This is a genomic window from Microbacterium hibisci (assembly GCF_015278255.1).
In the GTDB taxonomy this organism is placed as follows: Bacteria; Actinomycetota; Actinomycetes; order Actinomycetales; family Microbacteriaceae; genus Microbacterium; species Microbacterium hibisci.
This window is the reverse complement of sequence record NZ_JADIJC010000006.1, coordinates 1-16,554: the sequence shown is the minus strand read 5'-3', so window position 1 is coordinate 16,554 and position 16,554 is coordinate 1. Positions and strand designations below refer to the sequence as shown.

The 16,554-nt window shown below is 71.3% G+C and carries 16 protein-coding genes; 14 read left to right on the top strand and 2 right to left on the bottom strand.

Going from position 1 to position 16,554, the window contains the following annotated elements:
* Positions 1–81 precede the first annotated feature (81 nt).
* The 11 genes from IM770_RS12145 (at position 82) to IM770_RS12095 (ending at position 11,450) form a co-directional block, all read left to right on the top strand.
* Entirely contained in the window at positions 82–1,815 is a 1,734-nt protein-coding gene (locus IM770_RS12145; RefSeq protein ID WP_203581416.1) for a nitrite/sulfite reductase, read from the top strand.
* Entirely contained in the window at positions 1,812–2,555 is a 744-nt protein-coding gene (locus IM770_RS12140) for a phosphoadenylyl-sulfate reductase (RefSeq protein ID WP_203581415.1), read from the top strand. Before IM770_RS12145 ends, IM770_RS12140 begins: the two co-directional genes overlap by 4 nt.
* A complete protein-coding gene (gene cysD / locus IM770_RS12135) occupies positions 2,552–3,565 on the top strand; it encodes a sulfate adenylyltransferase subunit CysD (protein ID WP_239066149.1) in 1,014 nt (337 codons plus the stop codon). The genes IM770_RS12140 and cysD overlap by 4 nt, the downstream gene beginning before the upstream one ends.
* Positions 3,565–4,875, top strand: coding sequence for a sulfate adenylyltransferase subunit 1 (locus IM770_RS12130; protein ID WP_203581414.1), 1,311 nt, complete (start codon positions 3,565–3,567; stop codon positions 4,873–4,875). The genes cysD and IM770_RS12130 overlap by 1 nt, the downstream gene beginning before the upstream one ends.
* 56 nt (positions 4,876–4,931) lie before the next feature.
* Positions 4,932–6,011, top strand: a complete 1,080-nt coding sequence (locus IM770_RS12125; RefSeq protein ID WP_203581413.1) for an ABC transporter substrate-binding protein — start codon at positions 4,932–4,934, stop codon at positions 6,009–6,011.
* Between the two features lies 1 nt (position 6,012).
* Positions 6,013–6,912 carry an ABC transporter ATP-binding protein gene (locus IM770_RS12120; protein ID WP_239066148.1) on the top strand — a complete coding sequence of 300 codons (900 nt, stop codon included), beginning with the start codon at positions 6,013–6,015 and terminating at the stop codon, positions 6,910–6,912.
* Positions 6,902–7,885, top strand: a complete 984-nt coding sequence (locus IM770_RS12115; RefSeq protein WP_203581411.1) for an ABC transporter permease — start codon at positions 6,902–6,904, stop codon at positions 7,883–7,885. The genes IM770_RS12120 and IM770_RS12115 overlap by 11 nt, the downstream gene beginning before the upstream one ends.
* Complete coding sequence (cobA, locus tag IM770_RS12110; protein WP_203581410.1) at positions 7,882–8,709, top strand: uroporphyrinogen-III C-methyltransferase; 828 nt, start codon at positions 7,882–7,884, stop codon at positions 8,707–8,709. Before IM770_RS12115 ends, cobA begins: the two co-directional genes overlap by 4 nt.
* Before the next feature lie 77 nt (positions 8,710–8,786).
* Positions 8,787–10,166: an FAD-dependent oxidoreductase gene (locus tag IM770_RS12105; protein WP_203581635.1), complete on the top strand. Its 1,380-nt coding sequence runs from the start codon at positions 8,787–8,789 to the stop codon at positions 10,164–10,166.
* On the top strand, positions 10,163–10,492 hold the full coding sequence (gene fdxA, locus IM770_RS12100; RefSeq protein ID WP_203581409.1) for a ferredoxin: 330 nt from the start codon (positions 10,163–10,165) through the stop codon (positions 10,490–10,492). The genes IM770_RS12105 and fdxA overlap by 4 nt, the downstream gene beginning before the upstream one ends.
* Entirely contained in the window at positions 10,485–11,450 is a 966-nt protein-coding gene (locus tag IM770_RS12095) for an NAD(P)/FAD-dependent oxidoreductase (RefSeq protein ID WP_203581408.1), read from the top strand. The genes fdxA and IM770_RS12095 overlap by 8 nt, the downstream gene beginning before the upstream one ends.
* Before the next feature lie 42 nt (positions 11,451–11,492).
* Here IM770_RS12095 and IM770_RS12090 read toward each other — a convergent pair whose 3' ends face one another.
* On the bottom strand, positions 11,493–12,143 hold the full coding sequence (locus tag IM770_RS12090) for a PadR family transcriptional regulator (protein ID WP_203581407.1): 651 nt from the start codon (positions 12,141–12,143) through the stop codon (positions 11,493–11,495).
* A gap of 273 nt (positions 12,144–12,416) precedes the next feature.
* Here IM770_RS12090 and IM770_RS12085 point away from each other — a divergent pair, with 273 nt between their 5' ends.
* The 3 genes from IM770_RS12085 to IM770_RS12075 all read left to right on the top strand — a co-directional run bounded on the left by IM770_RS12085 (position 12,417) and on the right by IM770_RS12075 (position 15,729).
* Entirely contained in the window at positions 12,417–13,382 is a 966-nt protein-coding gene (locus IM770_RS12085) for a hypothetical protein (protein WP_203581406.1), read from the top strand.
* 170 nt (positions 13,383–13,552) lie between these two features.
* On the top strand, positions 13,553–14,722 hold the full coding sequence (locus tag IM770_RS12080; protein ID WP_203581405.1) for a M14 family zinc carboxypeptidase: 1,170 nt from the start codon (positions 13,553–13,555) through the stop codon (positions 14,720–14,722).
* A 107-nt stretch (positions 14,723–14,829) separates the two neighbouring features.
* A complete protein-coding gene (locus IM770_RS12075) occupies positions 14,830–15,729 on the top strand; it encodes a fructosamine kinase family protein (RefSeq protein WP_203581404.1) in 900 nt (299 codons plus the stop codon).
* A gap of 48 nt (positions 15,730–15,777) precedes the next feature.
* Here IM770_RS12075 and dcd read toward each other — a convergent pair whose 3' ends face one another.
* Entirely contained in the window at positions 15,778–16,383 is a 606-nt protein-coding gene (gene dcd / locus IM770_RS12070) for a dCTP deaminase (RefSeq protein WP_203581403.1), read from the bottom strand.
* Positions 16,384–16,554: the final 171 nt, after the last annotated feature.

The window sequence follows — 16,554 nt, the reverse complement described above, 5'->3', positions numbered from 1 at the left end:
TCGAGTCGTTTTTAGCCTTGCGGAATGGACTCGATAGGGTCCCACCCGAGGGACGCCTCGGGATCTCACCCGGAGGCCACCGTGACCATCAGCGACACCGAACCGCGCGCGGCCGGCGACCGTCCCCGCGCGGCCGTGCGCCCGCCGCGTGCGTCGTCGAAGCCCAACGGACAGTGGAAGATCGACGGCACGACCCCGCTCAACGGCAACGAGGAGTGGAAGCAGGTCGACAACGGCCTCAGTGTCCGCGAGCGCATCGAGAACACGTACTCGAAGGGCGGCTTCGCGTCGATCGACCCCACCGATCTGCACGGGCGGTTCCGCGTGTGGGGTCTCTACACCCAGCGCAAGCCCGGGATCGACGGCGGCCGCACCGCCACGCTGACGCCCGAAGAGCTCGAGGACGAGTACTTCATGCTGCGCGTCCGCATCGACGGCGGCCAGCTCACCACCGAGCAGCTGCGCGTCGTCGCCGGCATCTCGACCGAGTTCGCGCGGGACACCGCCGACATCACCGACCGCCAGAACATCCAGCTGCACTGGATCCGCGTCGAGGACATCCCCGAGATCTGGCGCCGGCTCGAGGCCGTGGGCCTGCAGACCACCGAGGCGTGCGGCGACGTGCCGCGCGTGATCCTCGGTTCGCCCGTCGCGGGCATCGCGGCCGACGAGCTCATCGACCCGACGCCGCAGATCCAGGAGATCACCTCGCGGTTCCTCCGCGACGAGACGCTCGCGAACCTCCCGCGCAAGTTCAAGTCCGCGATCACCGGCCACCCGAGCCAGGACGTCGTGCACGAGATCAACGACGTGGCGTTCGTCGCCGTCGAGCACCCCGAGCTGGGGATCGGCTACGACCTGTGGGTCGGCGGCGCACTGTCGACCACGCCCCGCCTCGGCGAGCGCCTCGGCACCTTCGTGCGTCCCGACGAGGTGGCCGACGTCTGGCACGGCGTCACCCAGATCTTCCGCGACTACGGCTACCGGCGCCTGCGCAACAAGGCGCGGCTGAAGTTCCTCCTCGCCGAGTGGGGCACCGAGAAGTTCCGTCAGGTGCTGCAGGACGAGTACCTCGGCTACGCGCTGCCCGACGGCCCCGCGCCCGCACAGCCCAAGACCGTCGGCGACCACGTCGGCGTGCACGAGCAGAAGGACGGCCGCTTCTACATCGGCGTCACCCCGATCGTCGGCCGCGTCTCGGGCCCGAACCTCGCGAAGCTCGCCGATGTGATCGAGGCGCACGGCTCGACGCGCCTGCGCACCACCCCGCACCAGAAGCTCGTGATCCTCGACGTCCCCGCCGACAACGTCGAGCCGCTGATCGGCGAGCTCGACGCGCTCGGCCTGCAGGCGCGTCCGAGCCTCATCCGCCGCGGCACGATCGCGTGCACCGGCATCGAGTTCTGCAAGCTCGCGATCGTCGAGACCAAGGTCAACGCGACCGCGGCCGTGCTCGACCTCGAAGAGCGCCTCAAGGGCTTCGAGCTGCCGCATCCGATCTCGCTCCACGTCAACGGATGCCCCAACTCGTGCGCGCGCATCCAGACCGCCGACATCGGCCTCAAGGGCCAGCTCGTCACGATCGACGGCGAGCAGGTGCCGGGCTACCAGGTGCACCTGGGCGGCGGTCTCGCCTCGCAGGACCGCGACGAGCCCGGTCTCGGCCGCACCGTGCGCGGACTGAAGGTCGCCGCCGACGGCATCGCCGACTACGTCGAGCGCGTCGTGACCCGCTTCCTCGCCGACCGCGACGCCGCTTCCGACGAGACGTTCGCCCAGTGGGCGCACCGTGCCGAAGAGGAGGCGCTCCAGTGACCGTCTCGCTCGCACCCCGCGTCGCCGTCAAGCGCACACGCGAAGAGCTGAAGGCCCTCGCCGAGCAGGGCAACCTCGAGCTCGGCAGCCTCACCGACCACGAGGCATCCGCCCGCGATGTCGTCGCGTGGGTCGCACGCAATTTCGGGACGGATGCCGCAGCCGTCGCCTGCTCGATGGCCGATGCCGCGCTGCCCCACCTGGTGGCGGAGCAGCTGCCGGGCGTCGACGTGCTCTTCCTCGACACCGGGTACCACTTCACCGAGACGTACGCCACGCGCGACGAGGTGCAGCGCGCCCTCGACGTGCGGATCGTCGACATCACCCCCGACCAGACGGTCGCGGAGCAGGACGCCGAGTTCGGCGCGAAGCTCTTCGAGCGCGACGCGAGCCTGTGCTGCGCGCGCCGCAAGGTCGCTCCCCTGCAGGACGCCCTCGGCGGCTACGAGGTGTGGTTCACGGGAGTGCGCCGCGACGAGGCGCCCACCCGCACCAACACGCCGCTCGTCACCTGGGATGACCGCAACGGCCTCGTCAAGGTCAACCCGGTCGCCGCCTGGAGCTTCGACGACGTGCTGGAGTACGCCGCCGCGCACAAGGCGCCGGTGAACCTGCTGGTCGGCTTCGGCTACCCCTCGATCGGCTGCGAGCCGTGCACGAGGCCGGTCGCCGCCGGCGAAGACCCCCGATCCGGCCGCTGGGCCGGTTCCGCCAAGATCGAATGCGGGCTCCACGAATGACCCTCTCGAACACCGCCGCCCCCGCCGCGCCTGAAACTCGGAGATCCGCCGAGAATCGGACGGATTCGGCCGAGACGCCCGAATTCGGGCAGATCTCCGATTCTCGCGTGGCGTCCGCGGCCCTCTCGACGCTCGACCTGCTCGAGGCCGAGGCCATCCACGTCATCCGCGAGGTCGTCGCCGAGTTCGAGCGGCCCGTGCTGCTGTTCTCCGGCGGCAAGGACTCCGTCGTGGTGCTCCACCTCGCCACCAAGGCCTTCGCGCCGGGCAAGGTGCCCTTCCCGGTGCTGCACGTCGACACCGGCCACAACTTCCCCGAAGTGCTGGCCTTCCGCGACGAGACCGTCGAGCGCCTCGGCATCCGTCTCGAGGTCGCCCGCGTGCAGGACTACATCGACGACGGCCGCCTGCAGGAACGCGCCGACGGCACCCGCAACCCGCTGCAGACGCTGCCGTTGCTCGACGCGATCGCCGCCGGCCGCCACGACGCCGTCTTCGGCGGCGCGCGCCGCGACGAGGACAAGGCCCGCGCCAAGGAGCGCATCATCTCGCTGCGCGACGAGTTCGGCCAGTGGGACCCGCGCAACCAGCGCCCCGAGCTCTGGAGCCTGTACAACGGCCGGCACACGCCGGGCCAGCACGTGCGCGCCTTCCCGATCTCGAACTGGACCGAGCTCGACGTCTGGCGCTACATCGAGCGCGAGGGCATCGCGCTGCCGCCGCTGTACTTCGCGCACGAGCGCGACGTGTACGTCCGCGACGGCATGTGGCGTCCGGTCGGCCCCTTCTCGCCGCCGCGCGAGAACGAGACTGTCGAGCGCCGCACGGTGCGCTACCGCACGGTGGGCGACATGAGCTGCACCGGAGCGGTGGAATCGGATGCCGCGGACCTGGCCGCGATCGTCGCCGAGGTCGCCGTCTCCACCCTCACCGAGCGCGGGGCGACCCGCGCCGACGACCGCCTCAGCGAGGCGGCCATGGAGGACCGCAAGAAGGACGGGTACTTCTGATGACCGCGACTCTCACCGCTCAGCCGACGCTCTTCCGGTTCGCGACGGCGGGCTCGGTCGACGACGGCAAGTCGACGCTCGTCGGCCGCCTGCTGCACGACTCGAAGGCGATCCTCGCCGACCAGCTCGAGCAGGTCGCGCGCACCTCGGCCGACCGCGGCTTCGCGCACGGCGACTTCGACTTCGCGCTCCTCACCGACGGCCTGCGCGCCGAGCGCGAACAGGGCATCACGATCGACGTCGCGTACCGCTACTTCTCTACCGGGTCGCGGTCGTTCATCCTCGCCGACTGCCCCGGCCACGTGCAGTACACGCGCAACATGGTCACCGGCGCCACCACCGCCGACGCGGTCGTGGTGCTGGTCGACGGCCGCAAGGGCGTGCTCGAGCAGACCAAGCGCCACCTGGCGGTCGTCGCCCTCCTGCGCGTGCCCCACGTGATCGTCGCGGTCAACAAGATCGACCTGGTCGGCTTCTCGCAGGAGACGTTCGCCGAGGTCGCCGCACAGGCCGAGTCCGTGGCGACCGAGCTCGGCATCGAAGACCTGCACGTCATCCCCGTGTCGGCCCTCGAGGGTGACAACATCGTCGACCGCTCGGAGCGCACGCCCTGGTACGAGGGTCCTGCGCTGCTCGAACTGCTCGAGACCCTTCCGGCCGCCGATCAGACCGAGCGCGAGCTCGAGCCGCTGCGGCTTCCGGTGCAGCTCGTGCTCCGCCCGCAGGGCGGTCTCGCACCCGGCATCGATCCCGCCGAGGCGGAGCGCCTGCGCGACTACCGCGCGGTCGCCGGCCGCATCTCGAGCGGCGTCGTGCGCGTCGGCGACCGGGTGGAGATCTTCCCGGCCGGCCGCGCCACCACGGTCACCGGCATCCGCTCGGCCGGCGCCGAGGTCGACGAGGCGACGGCACCGCAGTCCGTCTCGCTCGAGTTCGCCGACGACATCGACACCGCGCGCGGCGCCCTCGTGGTCGCGGCGGGCTCGCTGCCGGCGGCACGTCGCGAGTTCGCAGCCGAGCTGTTCCAGCTCGACGTGCGGGCACTGACCCCCGGCATCCGCGTCCTCGTCAAGCACGGCACCGCGACCGTACAGGCGATCGTCGCGCAGATCGAGTCGCGCTACGACCTCGACGCGCTCACCCACGAGCCGGCGCAGACGCTCGAGACCAACGACATCGGCCGCGTGCGCCTGCGGGTGGCCGCCGACCTGCCGCTGGAGGCATACGCCACCAGCCGCCACGGGGGCTCGTTCCTCGTGATCCACCCGTCCGACGGCGCGACGCTCGCCGCCGGCATCGTCCGCGACTGAACCGTCCCGGACCGCACCATCCCACCGAGCAACACCGAATCTAAGGAGGCGACACCGTGAACAAAATCCGCACCGCGACAGCACTCACAACCCTGGGACTCGTGGCGGCCATGATGGCCGGCTGCGCCTCCGCGGCGGCGGGCACGAGCGACACCGCGGCCGAGGGCGACAGCCCGTCGGTGAGCGAGCTGCGACTCGGCTACTTCGCGAACGTCACGCATGCACCGGCGCTCGTCGGGCTCGAAGAGGGACTGTTCGACGAGGCCCTCGACGACGTCGAGGTGACCACGCAGGTCTTCAACGCCGGCCCCGCCGCCATCGAGGCGCTGTCGGCCGGCGCGATCGACGCGACCTACATCGGCCCGAACCCGTCGATCAACACGTTCATCCAGTCCGGCGGCGAATCGGCCCGCATCATCGCCGGTGCGGCGACCGGTGGCGCGGCGCTCGTCGTGCGCGAGGGCATCGACGACCCGGCCGACCTCGAGGGCACGACCATCGCGACGCCGCAGCTGGGCAACACCCAGGACGTGGCGGCCCGTGTGTGGCTCGCCGACGAGGGCTTCGAGACCGACACCTCGGGCGGCGGCGACGTGCAGATCACGCCCACCGAGAACGCGCAGACGCTGACGCTCTTCCAGGACGGTCAGCTCGACGGCGCGTGGCTGCCCGAGCCGTGGGTGTCGCGACTGATCGTGGACGCCGGCGCGCACGTGCTGCAGGACGAGGCGGACCTCTGGGAGGACGGCGAATTCCCCACCACCGTCCTGCTGGTGCGCAAGGAGTTCCTCGACGAGCACCCCGACGTGGTCGCCGACCTGCTGAAGGGCCACGAGGCCGCCGTGCAGTGGATCGCCGACAACGCCGACCAGGCGCCGGCCGTGATCAACGGCGCGATCGAGAAGGAGACCGGCAAGCCGCTGGCGGATGCCGTCATCCAGCGCGCGCTCGAGCACGTCACGTTCTCGGTCGACCCGCACGCCGACACGTTCGAGACGCTCGTCGAGAACGGCATCGAAGCAGGCACGCAGAAGGAGGGCTCGATCGAGGGCCTGTTCGACCTGCGCCTGCTCAACGATCAGCTCGAGGCCGCGGGTGCTGAGCCCGTCTCGGCGGCAGGACTCGGCGAGGACTGACATGGGCACCGCATCCGGCTCACAGGCAGCTGCCACGCCGGCTTCCGCCTCCGGGGCAGCGCACAGCGCCCCGGAGGCGGGCGCGCCCGCTTCGACGGGCACGACCAACCCACTCGGTCCGAGCTTCGACAGCGTCACGCCCGTGCCCGTTGCGGCCCCCGCGCCGGCACCGGCCGTCCGCATCGACGGCGTCTCCAAGCGGTTCGGCTCGGGCCCGATCGTGCTCGACGACGTGTCGCTCGACATCGCGCCGGGCGAGTTCGTGTGCCTGCTGGGCGCATCGGGATGCGGCAAGTCCACGCTGCTGAACCTCATCGCGGGGCTCGAGCGGCCGACGGCGGGCCGCATCGACACCCCCGACGAGGGTTCGGCAGTCATGTTCCAGGAGTCGGCGCTCATGCCCTGGCTCACGGCGCGCAAGAACGTCGAGCTGGCCCTGCGCCTGCGGGGTGTGCCCCGCGGCGAGCGCCGTGAGAAGGCGCTCGCCCTGCTCGACACGGTGAACCTCGCGGATGCCGCCGAAAAGCGCCCGCACGAGCTGTCGGGCGGCATGCGGCAACGCGTCGCGCTCGCCCGCGCGCTCGCGCAGGACCGGCCCGTGCTGCTGATGGACGAGCCGTTCGCCGCGCTCGACGCCATCACCCGCGACCTGCTCCATGAGGAGCTCGAGCGCGTCTGGCGCGCGACCGGTCGCACCATCGTGTTCGTCACCCACAACGTGCGGGAGGCCGCGCGCCTCGGCCAGCGCGTCGTGCTGATGGGCAGCCGGCCCGGCCGCATCGTGCAGGAGTGGAAGATCGGCAAGACTGCGGGCCGTCGCATCGAGTCGCCCGAGGTCGCCGCCCTCTCGGTGGAGATCACCGACGAGCTGCGGAAGGAGATCCGCCGCAATGCCGCATGACACCGACGCCTCCACCCGGTCGTTGAGCGAGCGAGGGACGAACGAGACGAAACGCCTCGAGCCGACCGGCGACGTTTCGTCTCGCGCCGCTCGCTCAACGACCGAGGGGGACGACCTCCGCTCACTCGAGGCCGGCCTCGACAAGCTCCAGACCGACGCCGGCCACGGCGCCGGGCGATGGCGCCGCGTCACGGCGAGCGTCGTGCCGCCGATCGTCTTCCTGATCCTCCTGATCGTGGCGTGGCAGCTCTACGTCGTGATCGCGGACCCTCGGCCCGACAAGGTGCCGAGCCCCGTCGACGTGTGGAACGCGCTGGGCCTGGCGTGGGACACCGGCCGCCTGCAGGAGGCCGTGGCGACGAGCCTCGAGCGCGGCATCGTCGGCTTCCTCATCGCGATCGTCGTCGGCACGCCCATCGGCCTGCTGCTAGCCGAGGTGCGGCCCATCCGCCGCGCCGTCGGCCCGATCATCTCCGGCCTGCAGGTGCTGCCGTCGGTCGCGTGGGTGCCCGCCGCCATCATCTGGTTCGGCCTTTCCGACGCCACCGTCTACTTCGTGATCCTCATGGGCGCCATCCCGTCGATCGTCAACGGCCTCATCGCCGGCATCGACCAGGTGCCGCCGCAGCTGCGCCGCGTCGGAACCGTGCTCGGCGCCTCCCGCTGGCAGCTCGCCACGGCGGTCATCCTGCCCGCCGCGCTCCCCGGCTACCTCGCCGGCCTCAAGCAGGGCTGGGCGTTCTCGTGGCGCTCGCTCATGGCGGCGGAGATCATCGCGACCGGCGGCTCGATCGGCTTCGGGCTCGGCTCGATGCTGCAGCAGTCCCGCGAGCTCGCCGACCTCGCGGGCGTGCTCGCCACGATCATCCTCATCCTCGCGATCGGCATCCTCATCGAGCTCGTCTTCTTCGGCCCGCTCGAGCGGCGGATGCTGAAGCGCCGCGGCCTGCTCATCACAGGAGGTGCCCGATGACCCTTCGACAGGCTCAGGGACCGGAATCGACGCCCACCGGAAAGGTGTGGCTGGTCGGGGCCGGCCCCGGCGACGCGGGACTCCTCACCGTCAAGGGCCTGCGCGCCCTGGAGGCGGCGGACGTCATCGTCGCCGACCGGCTCGGCGCCCGCGCGGTGCTCGACGGCCTCGCCGCCGACGGCGTGCAGCTGCGGGCCGAGGTCGTCGACGTCGGCAAGCTCCCCGGCCACCACGCCGTGCCGCAGGACGCGATCAACGCCCTGCTCGTGCAGCTCGCCCACGACGGCAAGACCGTCGTCCGGCTCAAGGGCGGCGACCCGTACGTCTTCGGCCGCGGCGGCGAAGAGCTGCACGCGTGCCAGGAGGCGGGCGTGGTCGTCGAGGTGGTGCCCGGCATCACCAGCGCCATCTCGGTGCCCGCCATCGCCGGCATCCCGCTGACCCATCGCGGCGTCGCGACCGCCTTCACCGTCGCGACCGCCCACGATCAGATCGCAGCGCTCAGCGGCGGCCGCGACCACACGGTCGTGCTGCTCATGGGCATCGGCACCCTGGCGAACTCCGCGATCACGCTGTCCCGTGGCGACCGCGGGTCCGACTGCCCCGTCGCGGTCGTCGAGGACGGCTACGGACCCCGCCAGCGGGTCACGGTCGGCACACTCGCGACCATCGCGCACCAGGCCGCGGAACGAGGCATCCGCTCCCCCGCCGTCGTGGTCGTCGGCGACGTGGTGCGGCTCAGCCCGTACGCGCCCGCCGACCTGGCGACCCTCGATCTCGACGACTTCCACCCCCTCTCCCCGCCGCGCGCCCCGCACGCCTGACCGGCGGCCTCCGCGCTCCTCCGCCTGACCCGAAAGACACCACTGTGACCTCTTCGAGCACTGCGCCCACCTCTGAACTGGGCAACCTCCGCGTCGCGATCGTCGGCGCCGGCCCCGCCGGCATCTACGCGGGCAACATCCTCACCAACTCGGTGGTCGAGGCGGGCGGCACGGTCGCCATCGACCTGTTCGAGTCGCTCCCCGCCCCCTACGGCCTGATCCGCTACGGCGTCGCGCCCGACCACCCGCGCATCAAGGGCATCGTCAACTCGCTGCACGAGATGCTGGATGCCGGCACCACCCGCTTCGTCGGCAACGTCGAGGTCGGCCGCGACATCTCCATCGACGAGCTGCAGGAGCGCTACGACGCCGTGATCCTCGCGACGGGCGCGATCCGCGACGCGGCGCTCGACATCCCCGGCATCGACCTGCCGGGCTCGTACGGCGCCGCCGACTTCGTGGCGTGGTTCGACGGCCACCCCGACGTGCCCACCGAGTGGACGCTCGACCAGCGCGAGGTCGCCGTCATCGGCAACGGCAACGTCGCGCTGGACGTGGCCCGCATCCTCGCCAAGCACGCCGTCGACCTCCGCACGACCGAGATCGCCGACAACGTGCTCGCCGGCCTCGAGGCTTCGGCCGTCACCGACGTGCACGTCTTCGGCCGCCGCGGTCCCGCCGACATCAAGTTCACGCCCATCGAGCTGCGCGAGCTCGGCGAGGTGCCGAACGTCGACATCGTCGTGAACGACGAGGACTTCGCCTACCTCGAGGGTCTCGTGCCCGCCAACAACCAGCTCAAAGTCATGCTGCGCATCCTCGAGAGCTGGCGCACGCGCGAGTCGACGGGAGCGAGCCGCCGCCTGCACCTGCACTTCTACCACTCGCCCGTCGAGGTGCTCGGCGACGACCGCGTCGAGGGTATCCGCTTCGAGCGCACCGAGCCGGTCGGCGACGGCCGCGTGCAGGGCACGGGCGAGTTCCGCGAGATCGCCGTGCAGCAGGTCTACCGCGCGGTCGGCTACTACGGAACGCCCGTCATCGACGTGCCCTTCGACGAGCGGGCCGGCGTCGTGTCGAACGTCGAAGGACGGGTGACGGATGCCGTCACCACGGGCGACGTCGACGCTCCGGTGATCGCGGGGCTCTACGCCACGGGCTGGATCAAGCGCGGGCCCGTCGGCCTCATCGGCCACACGAAGTCCGACGCGATGGAGACCATCGCGCACCTCGTGTCGGACGTCCGCGCCGGACGCCTGTCGGCACCGGCCGTCGAGGCCGACGTGCTCGACCTCCTCGACGAGCGCGAGGTCGCGTACACGACGTGGGACGGGTGGCTCGCCCTCGACGCGCACGAGCGCGAGCTGGGAGAGAACCACCTGCACACGCGCGAGCGCGTCAAGGTCGTGCCCCGCGACGAGCAGGTCGCGATCTCGCGGGGAGCGCTCGTCAAGTGACGTACGTGATCGCCCTGCCGTGCGTCGATGTGAAGGACCGCGCCTGCATCGACGAGTGCCCGGTGGACTGCATCTACGAGGGTGACCGGTCGCTGTACATCCACCCCGACGAGTGCGTGGACTGCGGCGCCTGCGAGCCGGTGTGCCCGGTCGAGGCGATCTACTACGAGGACGACCTGCCCGACGAGTGGCAGGACTACTACAAGGCCAACGTCGAGTTCTTCGACGACATCGGCTCCCCGGGCGGCGCCGCCAAGGTCGGCGTCATCCACAAGGACCACCCGGTGGTCGCGGAGCTCCCTCCCCAAGGAGACGGCCATGACTGACGTCGACACCGCCACGCCGTCGACCGAGGTCGACGTCGTCATCATCGGCGGCGGCCCGGCCGGGCTCTCGGCGGCGCTCAACCTCGGCCGCGCCCGTGCGTCGGTCGTCGTGGTCGACGCGGGGCGCCCGCGCAACGCCGCGACGCTGCGCTCGCACGGCTTCTTGACGCGTGACGGCGTGCCGCCGCTGGAGCTGCGCAAGCTCGCCCGGGCGGAGCTGGCGGCGTACCCGAACGTGCGCATCCTCGACCGCACGGTCGTCACGGCCCTGCAGCAGCGCGACTGCGGCGAGGGACTGCGGTTCCTCGCGGCGCTGAACGGCCGCGGCGCCGGAATTCCCCCCGCGGTCTCGGCGCGGTCGGTGCTCGTCGCGACCGGCCTGCGCGAGACGCTCCCCGAGATCCCGAGCCTGCGCGCCTTCTACGGCATGACGGTGTTCAGCTGCGCGGCGTGCGACGCGTGGGAGCTGCAGGACCGCCCGCTCGCCCTCATCGGCGAGACGCGCGACCTCGCCGACCGCGCGCGGCTGATCGCGCGCTGGACCGACCGCCTCACCGTCTTCACCAACGGTTCGGACGCCGTCGACACGGTCGAAGAGGCCGAGCTCGCGGCATCCGGGATCATCGTCGAACGGCGAGTCATCGACGACCTCGAAGGCGACCGCGGCACCGTGTCGGCGGTGCGCCTGCAGGACGGCGCACGCGTCGAGATCGACGGCGGATTCGTGCGGCCGCAGTGGCATCCCGCCCTCGACTTCGTCGCGGGGATCGATCTCGAACGCGACGGATTCGGCAACCTGGTCACCGACCGCTCGGGGCGCACGTCGTCGCCGGGGCTGTACGCCGCGGGAGATGCCGCGTCCCCCGGTCCGCAGCAGCTGATCGTCGCCGCCGGCCAAGGTGCCCGCGCGGCGGCCGTGCTCGTCCACGACCTCGTCGGCGTGCGCACCGCCCACTGACGGCGGCACCGCCGACCGTTCGCCGAGCGGCCGCAGGCAGGCTCAGTCCTCGGTGTGCCCCGACGCCCGCCACGCGTCGCGGCCGGGTGAGAGCATCTCGCGCACCTGCTCCTCGTGCGTCGTCGCCGGCGTGACGGTGTCGGGCCACGACTCGACCTGCTGTTCGGCCCAGTCGGCCCACGCGACGATGTGGTCGTAGTGACCGATCATGAAGGTGTTGGCCAGCGCGAACAGATGGCGCCGCTCGGGGAAGGTGCCGCCGGTGGTGCTGATGTACGCCGCGTACCGCGCGAACAGCTCCCGGTTGGCGAGCGCCTGCTCGCGGGTCTGCGCGAGCGTGCGGCGCAGGTCGTCGATCGATCCCTGGTCCGAGAGGAGCACGCGCACCATACCCTCGAATTCGAGGGTCGGCGTGCGCGCCGGCGTGGTGAGCCAGGCCGCGAGCGCCTCGCGCCCCGCCGCGGTGAGGGAGTAGATCGTGCGCGCGCGCTTGCCCGTGTACTCCTGACGGGTGGCCACGTAGCCCGCCTCGTGCAGCCGGCCGAGCACCGCGTAGCGTCCGCGGTCGGCCGACGGCCACAGTTCGCCGACCCCCCGGCCCAGCTGCTCGGCGAGCTGGTAGGCCGACCGGTCACCGGCGGCGAGCAGGCCCAGGGTGAGGTATCCCGTGATCGACGGTTCGCGGTCGGGCACGATGCGCTCCTCTCCTGAGTGCCGAGGGCGGGCGCGACGAAATGGTCTCCCGCTCCGAGTACATCCGACCCTATACTGCAGAATGCAGTAACGTCGGCGCGGGTCGAACTGTGGGGGTACGATCCGCGACCGTGTGGTGGATCCCGCGTGGGGACGGGGATCCGCCCGCGCGGCGGGCGATCGGGGATCGCCCGCCGCGCTCTGCGGATCGCTGCGCCGGCCGCGTGACGACTCGGGCGGCGGCACGGCCCGTTGTGCGGCAGGATGGCATCGATGTCAACGCCGACCGAATCTCCGCTCGATGAGCTCCGCGCGCTGCGCGAGCGCGCGTACGGGCGCGACGCCGATATCTCCGACGACCCGGCGGCGCTCGCCCGGCTGAACGAGCTCGAGGCGCTGTCGGCCGCCTCGAAGGCCGTCACGACGGCCACGGTGCAGGATGCCGAGGATCCGACCGGGTCGGGCGTCGCTGCGCCGAACACGGCGCGACGGCCGTCGGCCGTTCTCGGGGCAGCGCCCGCGCAGCGACGGTCCGTCGCCGAGACGTCGCCGCTCGGCTCGGCCGATGGACGGGCGACGGATGCCGCGTCCGCCGCCGCAGCAGATCTCCGGGCAGGCGGCGACTCGGAGCGCCCGGCGGCGTTCCCGCAGAGGAGTCTCGGCGCAGATACCGATCCGGCGCCGCCTGTCGACCGCGACGGCCTGCCCGGGGCCGAGGGGCTGGGCGATGAGGCGGTCGAGCCCGGGGCGTCCGAGCCGGCGCCGAAGCGGTGGTGGCACCGCAGAATCCCGGCGCTCTGGGCCGCGGTCGCGGTCGCGGTGGCGCTCGCTCTCGGCGTCGGCGCGACCCTGGGGGTGCAGAGCATCCAGGCCGGCCGGGTCGCCGTGCTGCAACAGGATCCTGATGGAGCCTGGCCCGACCACATCTTCGGCCCGCGTCCGGACGACGGCCGGATCTACGAGAAGTTCCACGGCCTGACGGTGCTGGTCTTTCGGCAGATGATGAGCCCGGACGACTCGCAGACCTGCGTCTACGCTCTCACCGACACCGACGGCTTCGGCGCGGGAGCGTGCGGCGCCGGACCGTTCCCCGCGGTCGCGAACATGATCGTCGGCGACCAGGCGCCCGAAGAGCTGCGTGAGCGCTTCCCCGAGGGCACAGCCCTGCAGTTCGCGGTCGACGACGAGCAGGTGATCGTGTACGCCCGCGAGCCCGGCATCGTGCAGCCGACGCCCTGACGATCCTCACGCGCCCGCGACTCCGGCATCCGTCTTCTCACGACTCAGATGAGCCTTTCGTGAGAACGGCGAGTAAACGCTTCCCTCATCGACCCGTATGCGCTGGCATGTGAACAACCTCCATGCATCGGCATGTAGGGGGGAATCGCTGATACACAACCGGAGACAACATGCGAAAAACAAGAAGAATCACACTCGCCGCGCTGACGAGCGCCATCCTGGTCGGAACGGCGGGCATCGTCGCCGCGCCCGCCGCCCAGGCCATCCCCGTGGAATCCCACTGCGGCACGGAGTCGGCGGGCAACCGCTCGGCGTTCGTGACCCACGACCAGCTCACCAGGCAGCTGGAGCAGATCGAGCGCACGACGGGCGGCGTCGTCGACGTCTCGGTCGCGGGGTACAGCAACGAGGGTCGCGAGATCTACCAGGCCCGCGTCGGTACCGGCGACACCGTGATCCTGGTGCAGTCGCAGATCCACGGCAATGAGAACCACGGCACCGAGGCCCTGCTGTCGCTGCTGAAGGAGTTCGGCGGGAACACGGCCGAGGCCGAAGAGATCCGCGAGAACGTCACGATCGTCGCGATCCCGCGTCTCAACGTCGACGGCGGCGAGGCCGACACCCGCCAGAACCAGATGAGCTGGGACGACGTCGTGGCGGACTTCCCGCAGCTGGCGGGCGTCGCGCCGGCGTGGAACTACAACACCCGCGTACCGGGCTTCGACGTCAACCGCGACTTCAACCCCGACCTGTCGTACGTGCCTCAGCCCGCGGACTTCCCGGGCAACAGCGCCGACACCGGCTGGTACATCACGCCGGAGGCGCAGACCGTGCGCGACGTCTACGCGGGCCTGGAGGGCGAGTTCGGCATCGTCGACTACTTCGTCGACCTGCACAACCAGTGGCCGTGCTACGCCCAGGAGGGCACCGGCGACATGTCGCCGCTGTCGATCTCGGCGCGCTTCATCGCCGACCCGAGCGAGTTCGGCGACTGGCCGAACTTCGACTACGACGCGTCGCGGCGCGCCAACGTCGCGGTGTACGACGCGCTCCAGGGCCAGGGCCAGTCGGCGTTCGGCGACCTGACCCTCTACCCGCAGGACACCAACCTCCCCGGCACCGCGCTGGGGTCGTTCGCCCTGCGCGGCAGCGCCACCGTGCTGTTCGAGACCTCGAGCAACACGCAGTCCGACGGCCAGAAGCGCAACGGCTTCCTGTCGAAGCAGGTGGAGATCGGACTCAAGGGCCTGATCACCGCGGTGGCCGACGGCTCGATCGAGGCGCTCGACCCCGAGGCCTATGAGGAGATCCCGGAGCGGATCTACCTGCCGGCCGACTGACGCACCACCCCACGAGGCGGGTCGTCCGGGGTGGTCCCGGGCGACCCGTCTCGCGTCTGGTGTGAGCCGACGGGAGTTTGTAGGATGGGGCAACAAATGGAGGCGGGATGACGGTCGACTGGTCTCCGGATCTCCTTCCCCCGGGTCGCCGGGCAGAGACGGTCCGCCGAATGATGGGCGGGTTCGCACACCCCGTCTGGCATTGCACACTGGACGGCGGCGAGAACGTCGTCATCAAAGCGTCGAATGAGGACCGCGCCGACCTGTTCGCCGCCGAAGCGGGCGGGCTGGACGCACTCTCCGGCATCGGCGGCCTCACCACTCCCCGCGTGCTGGCAGCCGGGGCGCGGTCGATCGTGCTGGAAGCACTCGACCCCACGCTTCCCGACACAGACGAGTTCTGGCGGGCCGCGGGGCACGTCGTCGCACGCATGCACAGCGGCACCGCCCACGACCGCTTCGGCTGGGACCGCGACGGCTGGCTGGGCCTCCTCCCCCAGCGCAACGGCTGGGACCGCGACGGACACCGCTTCTTCGCCGAGAAGCGGCTCCTCCGCTATCTCGACGAACCGCGCGTCGACGACGCTCTCAGCGCGCGGGACCGCGCCGGCATCGAGAGGCTCTGCCACCGCCTGCCGGACCTCGTGCCCGACACGGGTGCGTGCCTCACCCACGGCGACCTCTGGCGCAACAACGTGATCGCGGATCACGCCGGAGGACCGGCGTTCGTCGACCCCGCGGTGAGCTTCACCTGGGCCGAGGTCGACCTCGCGCACATGCTGTGCTCGGGCGGCGTGCCCGACTCCTTCTTCGCCGCGTACGGCGAGATTCGCGAGCTGCATCCGGATTGGCGGCGGCACGCGCGCATCCTCAACCTCCGCCAGCTCCTCGCCATGCTCGCCGCCGGCATCCCGATCCCCACGATCGTCGACTCGATCCGCGAGCTCGTCGACACGTACGCGGGAGCCGGGGGCCACGCCGAAAGACCGGCGGCACGATCGCGCTGACGGAAGAGTGCGGCGACCCTGACGTCCGCCCCTCAGGGCCGAGGTCTGTCAGGCGCCGCAGCTCCCGGCATCCGTCGCCCCCACATCGGTGCGGTGGAAGTTCTGGAACGAACGGGATGCCGTGGGCCCGCGCTGACCCTGATACCGGTTGCCGTACGCACCGGCGCCGTACGGGCTCTCGGCGGGCGAGGTGAGGCGGAAGTAGCAGACCTGGCCGATCTTCATGCCCGGCCACAGCTTGATGGGCAGCGTCGCGACGTTCGAGAGCTCGAGCGTGACATGCCCCGTGAACCCCGGGTCGATGAAGCCGGCGGTGGAGTGCGTCAGCAGGCCCAGCCGGCCGAGCGAGGACTTGCCCTCGAGGCGGGCGGCGATGTCGTCGGGCAGCGTGATCTGCTCGAACGTCGAGCCCAGCGCGAACTCGCCGGGGTGGAGGATGAACGGCTCCTCGGGGTCGACCTCGATGAGCCGGGTGAGCTCGGGCTGATCTTCGGCGGGGTCGATGAAGGGGTACTTGTGGTTGTCGAACAGCCGGAAGTAGCGGTCGAGCCGCACGTCGACGCTCGACGGCTGCACCATGCCGGGCTCCCACGGGTCGAGCCCGATGCGCCCCGCGTCGATCTCGAGTCGGATGTCGCGGTCACTCAGCAGCACGGAGCCAGCCTATCCGGACGGTGGGCTGATGCCCGCCGGCGCCGTCATGCGTCGACCCCGGTGGGGTTTTCGCGAGAATCCATCGGGAGGCCGAGACGCTGGGTCGTGCCCGTGGTCTGGTCCTTCGGATGGATTCTCGGGGTGGGGTGCTCGGGGCGGGCGGTGGCGAGG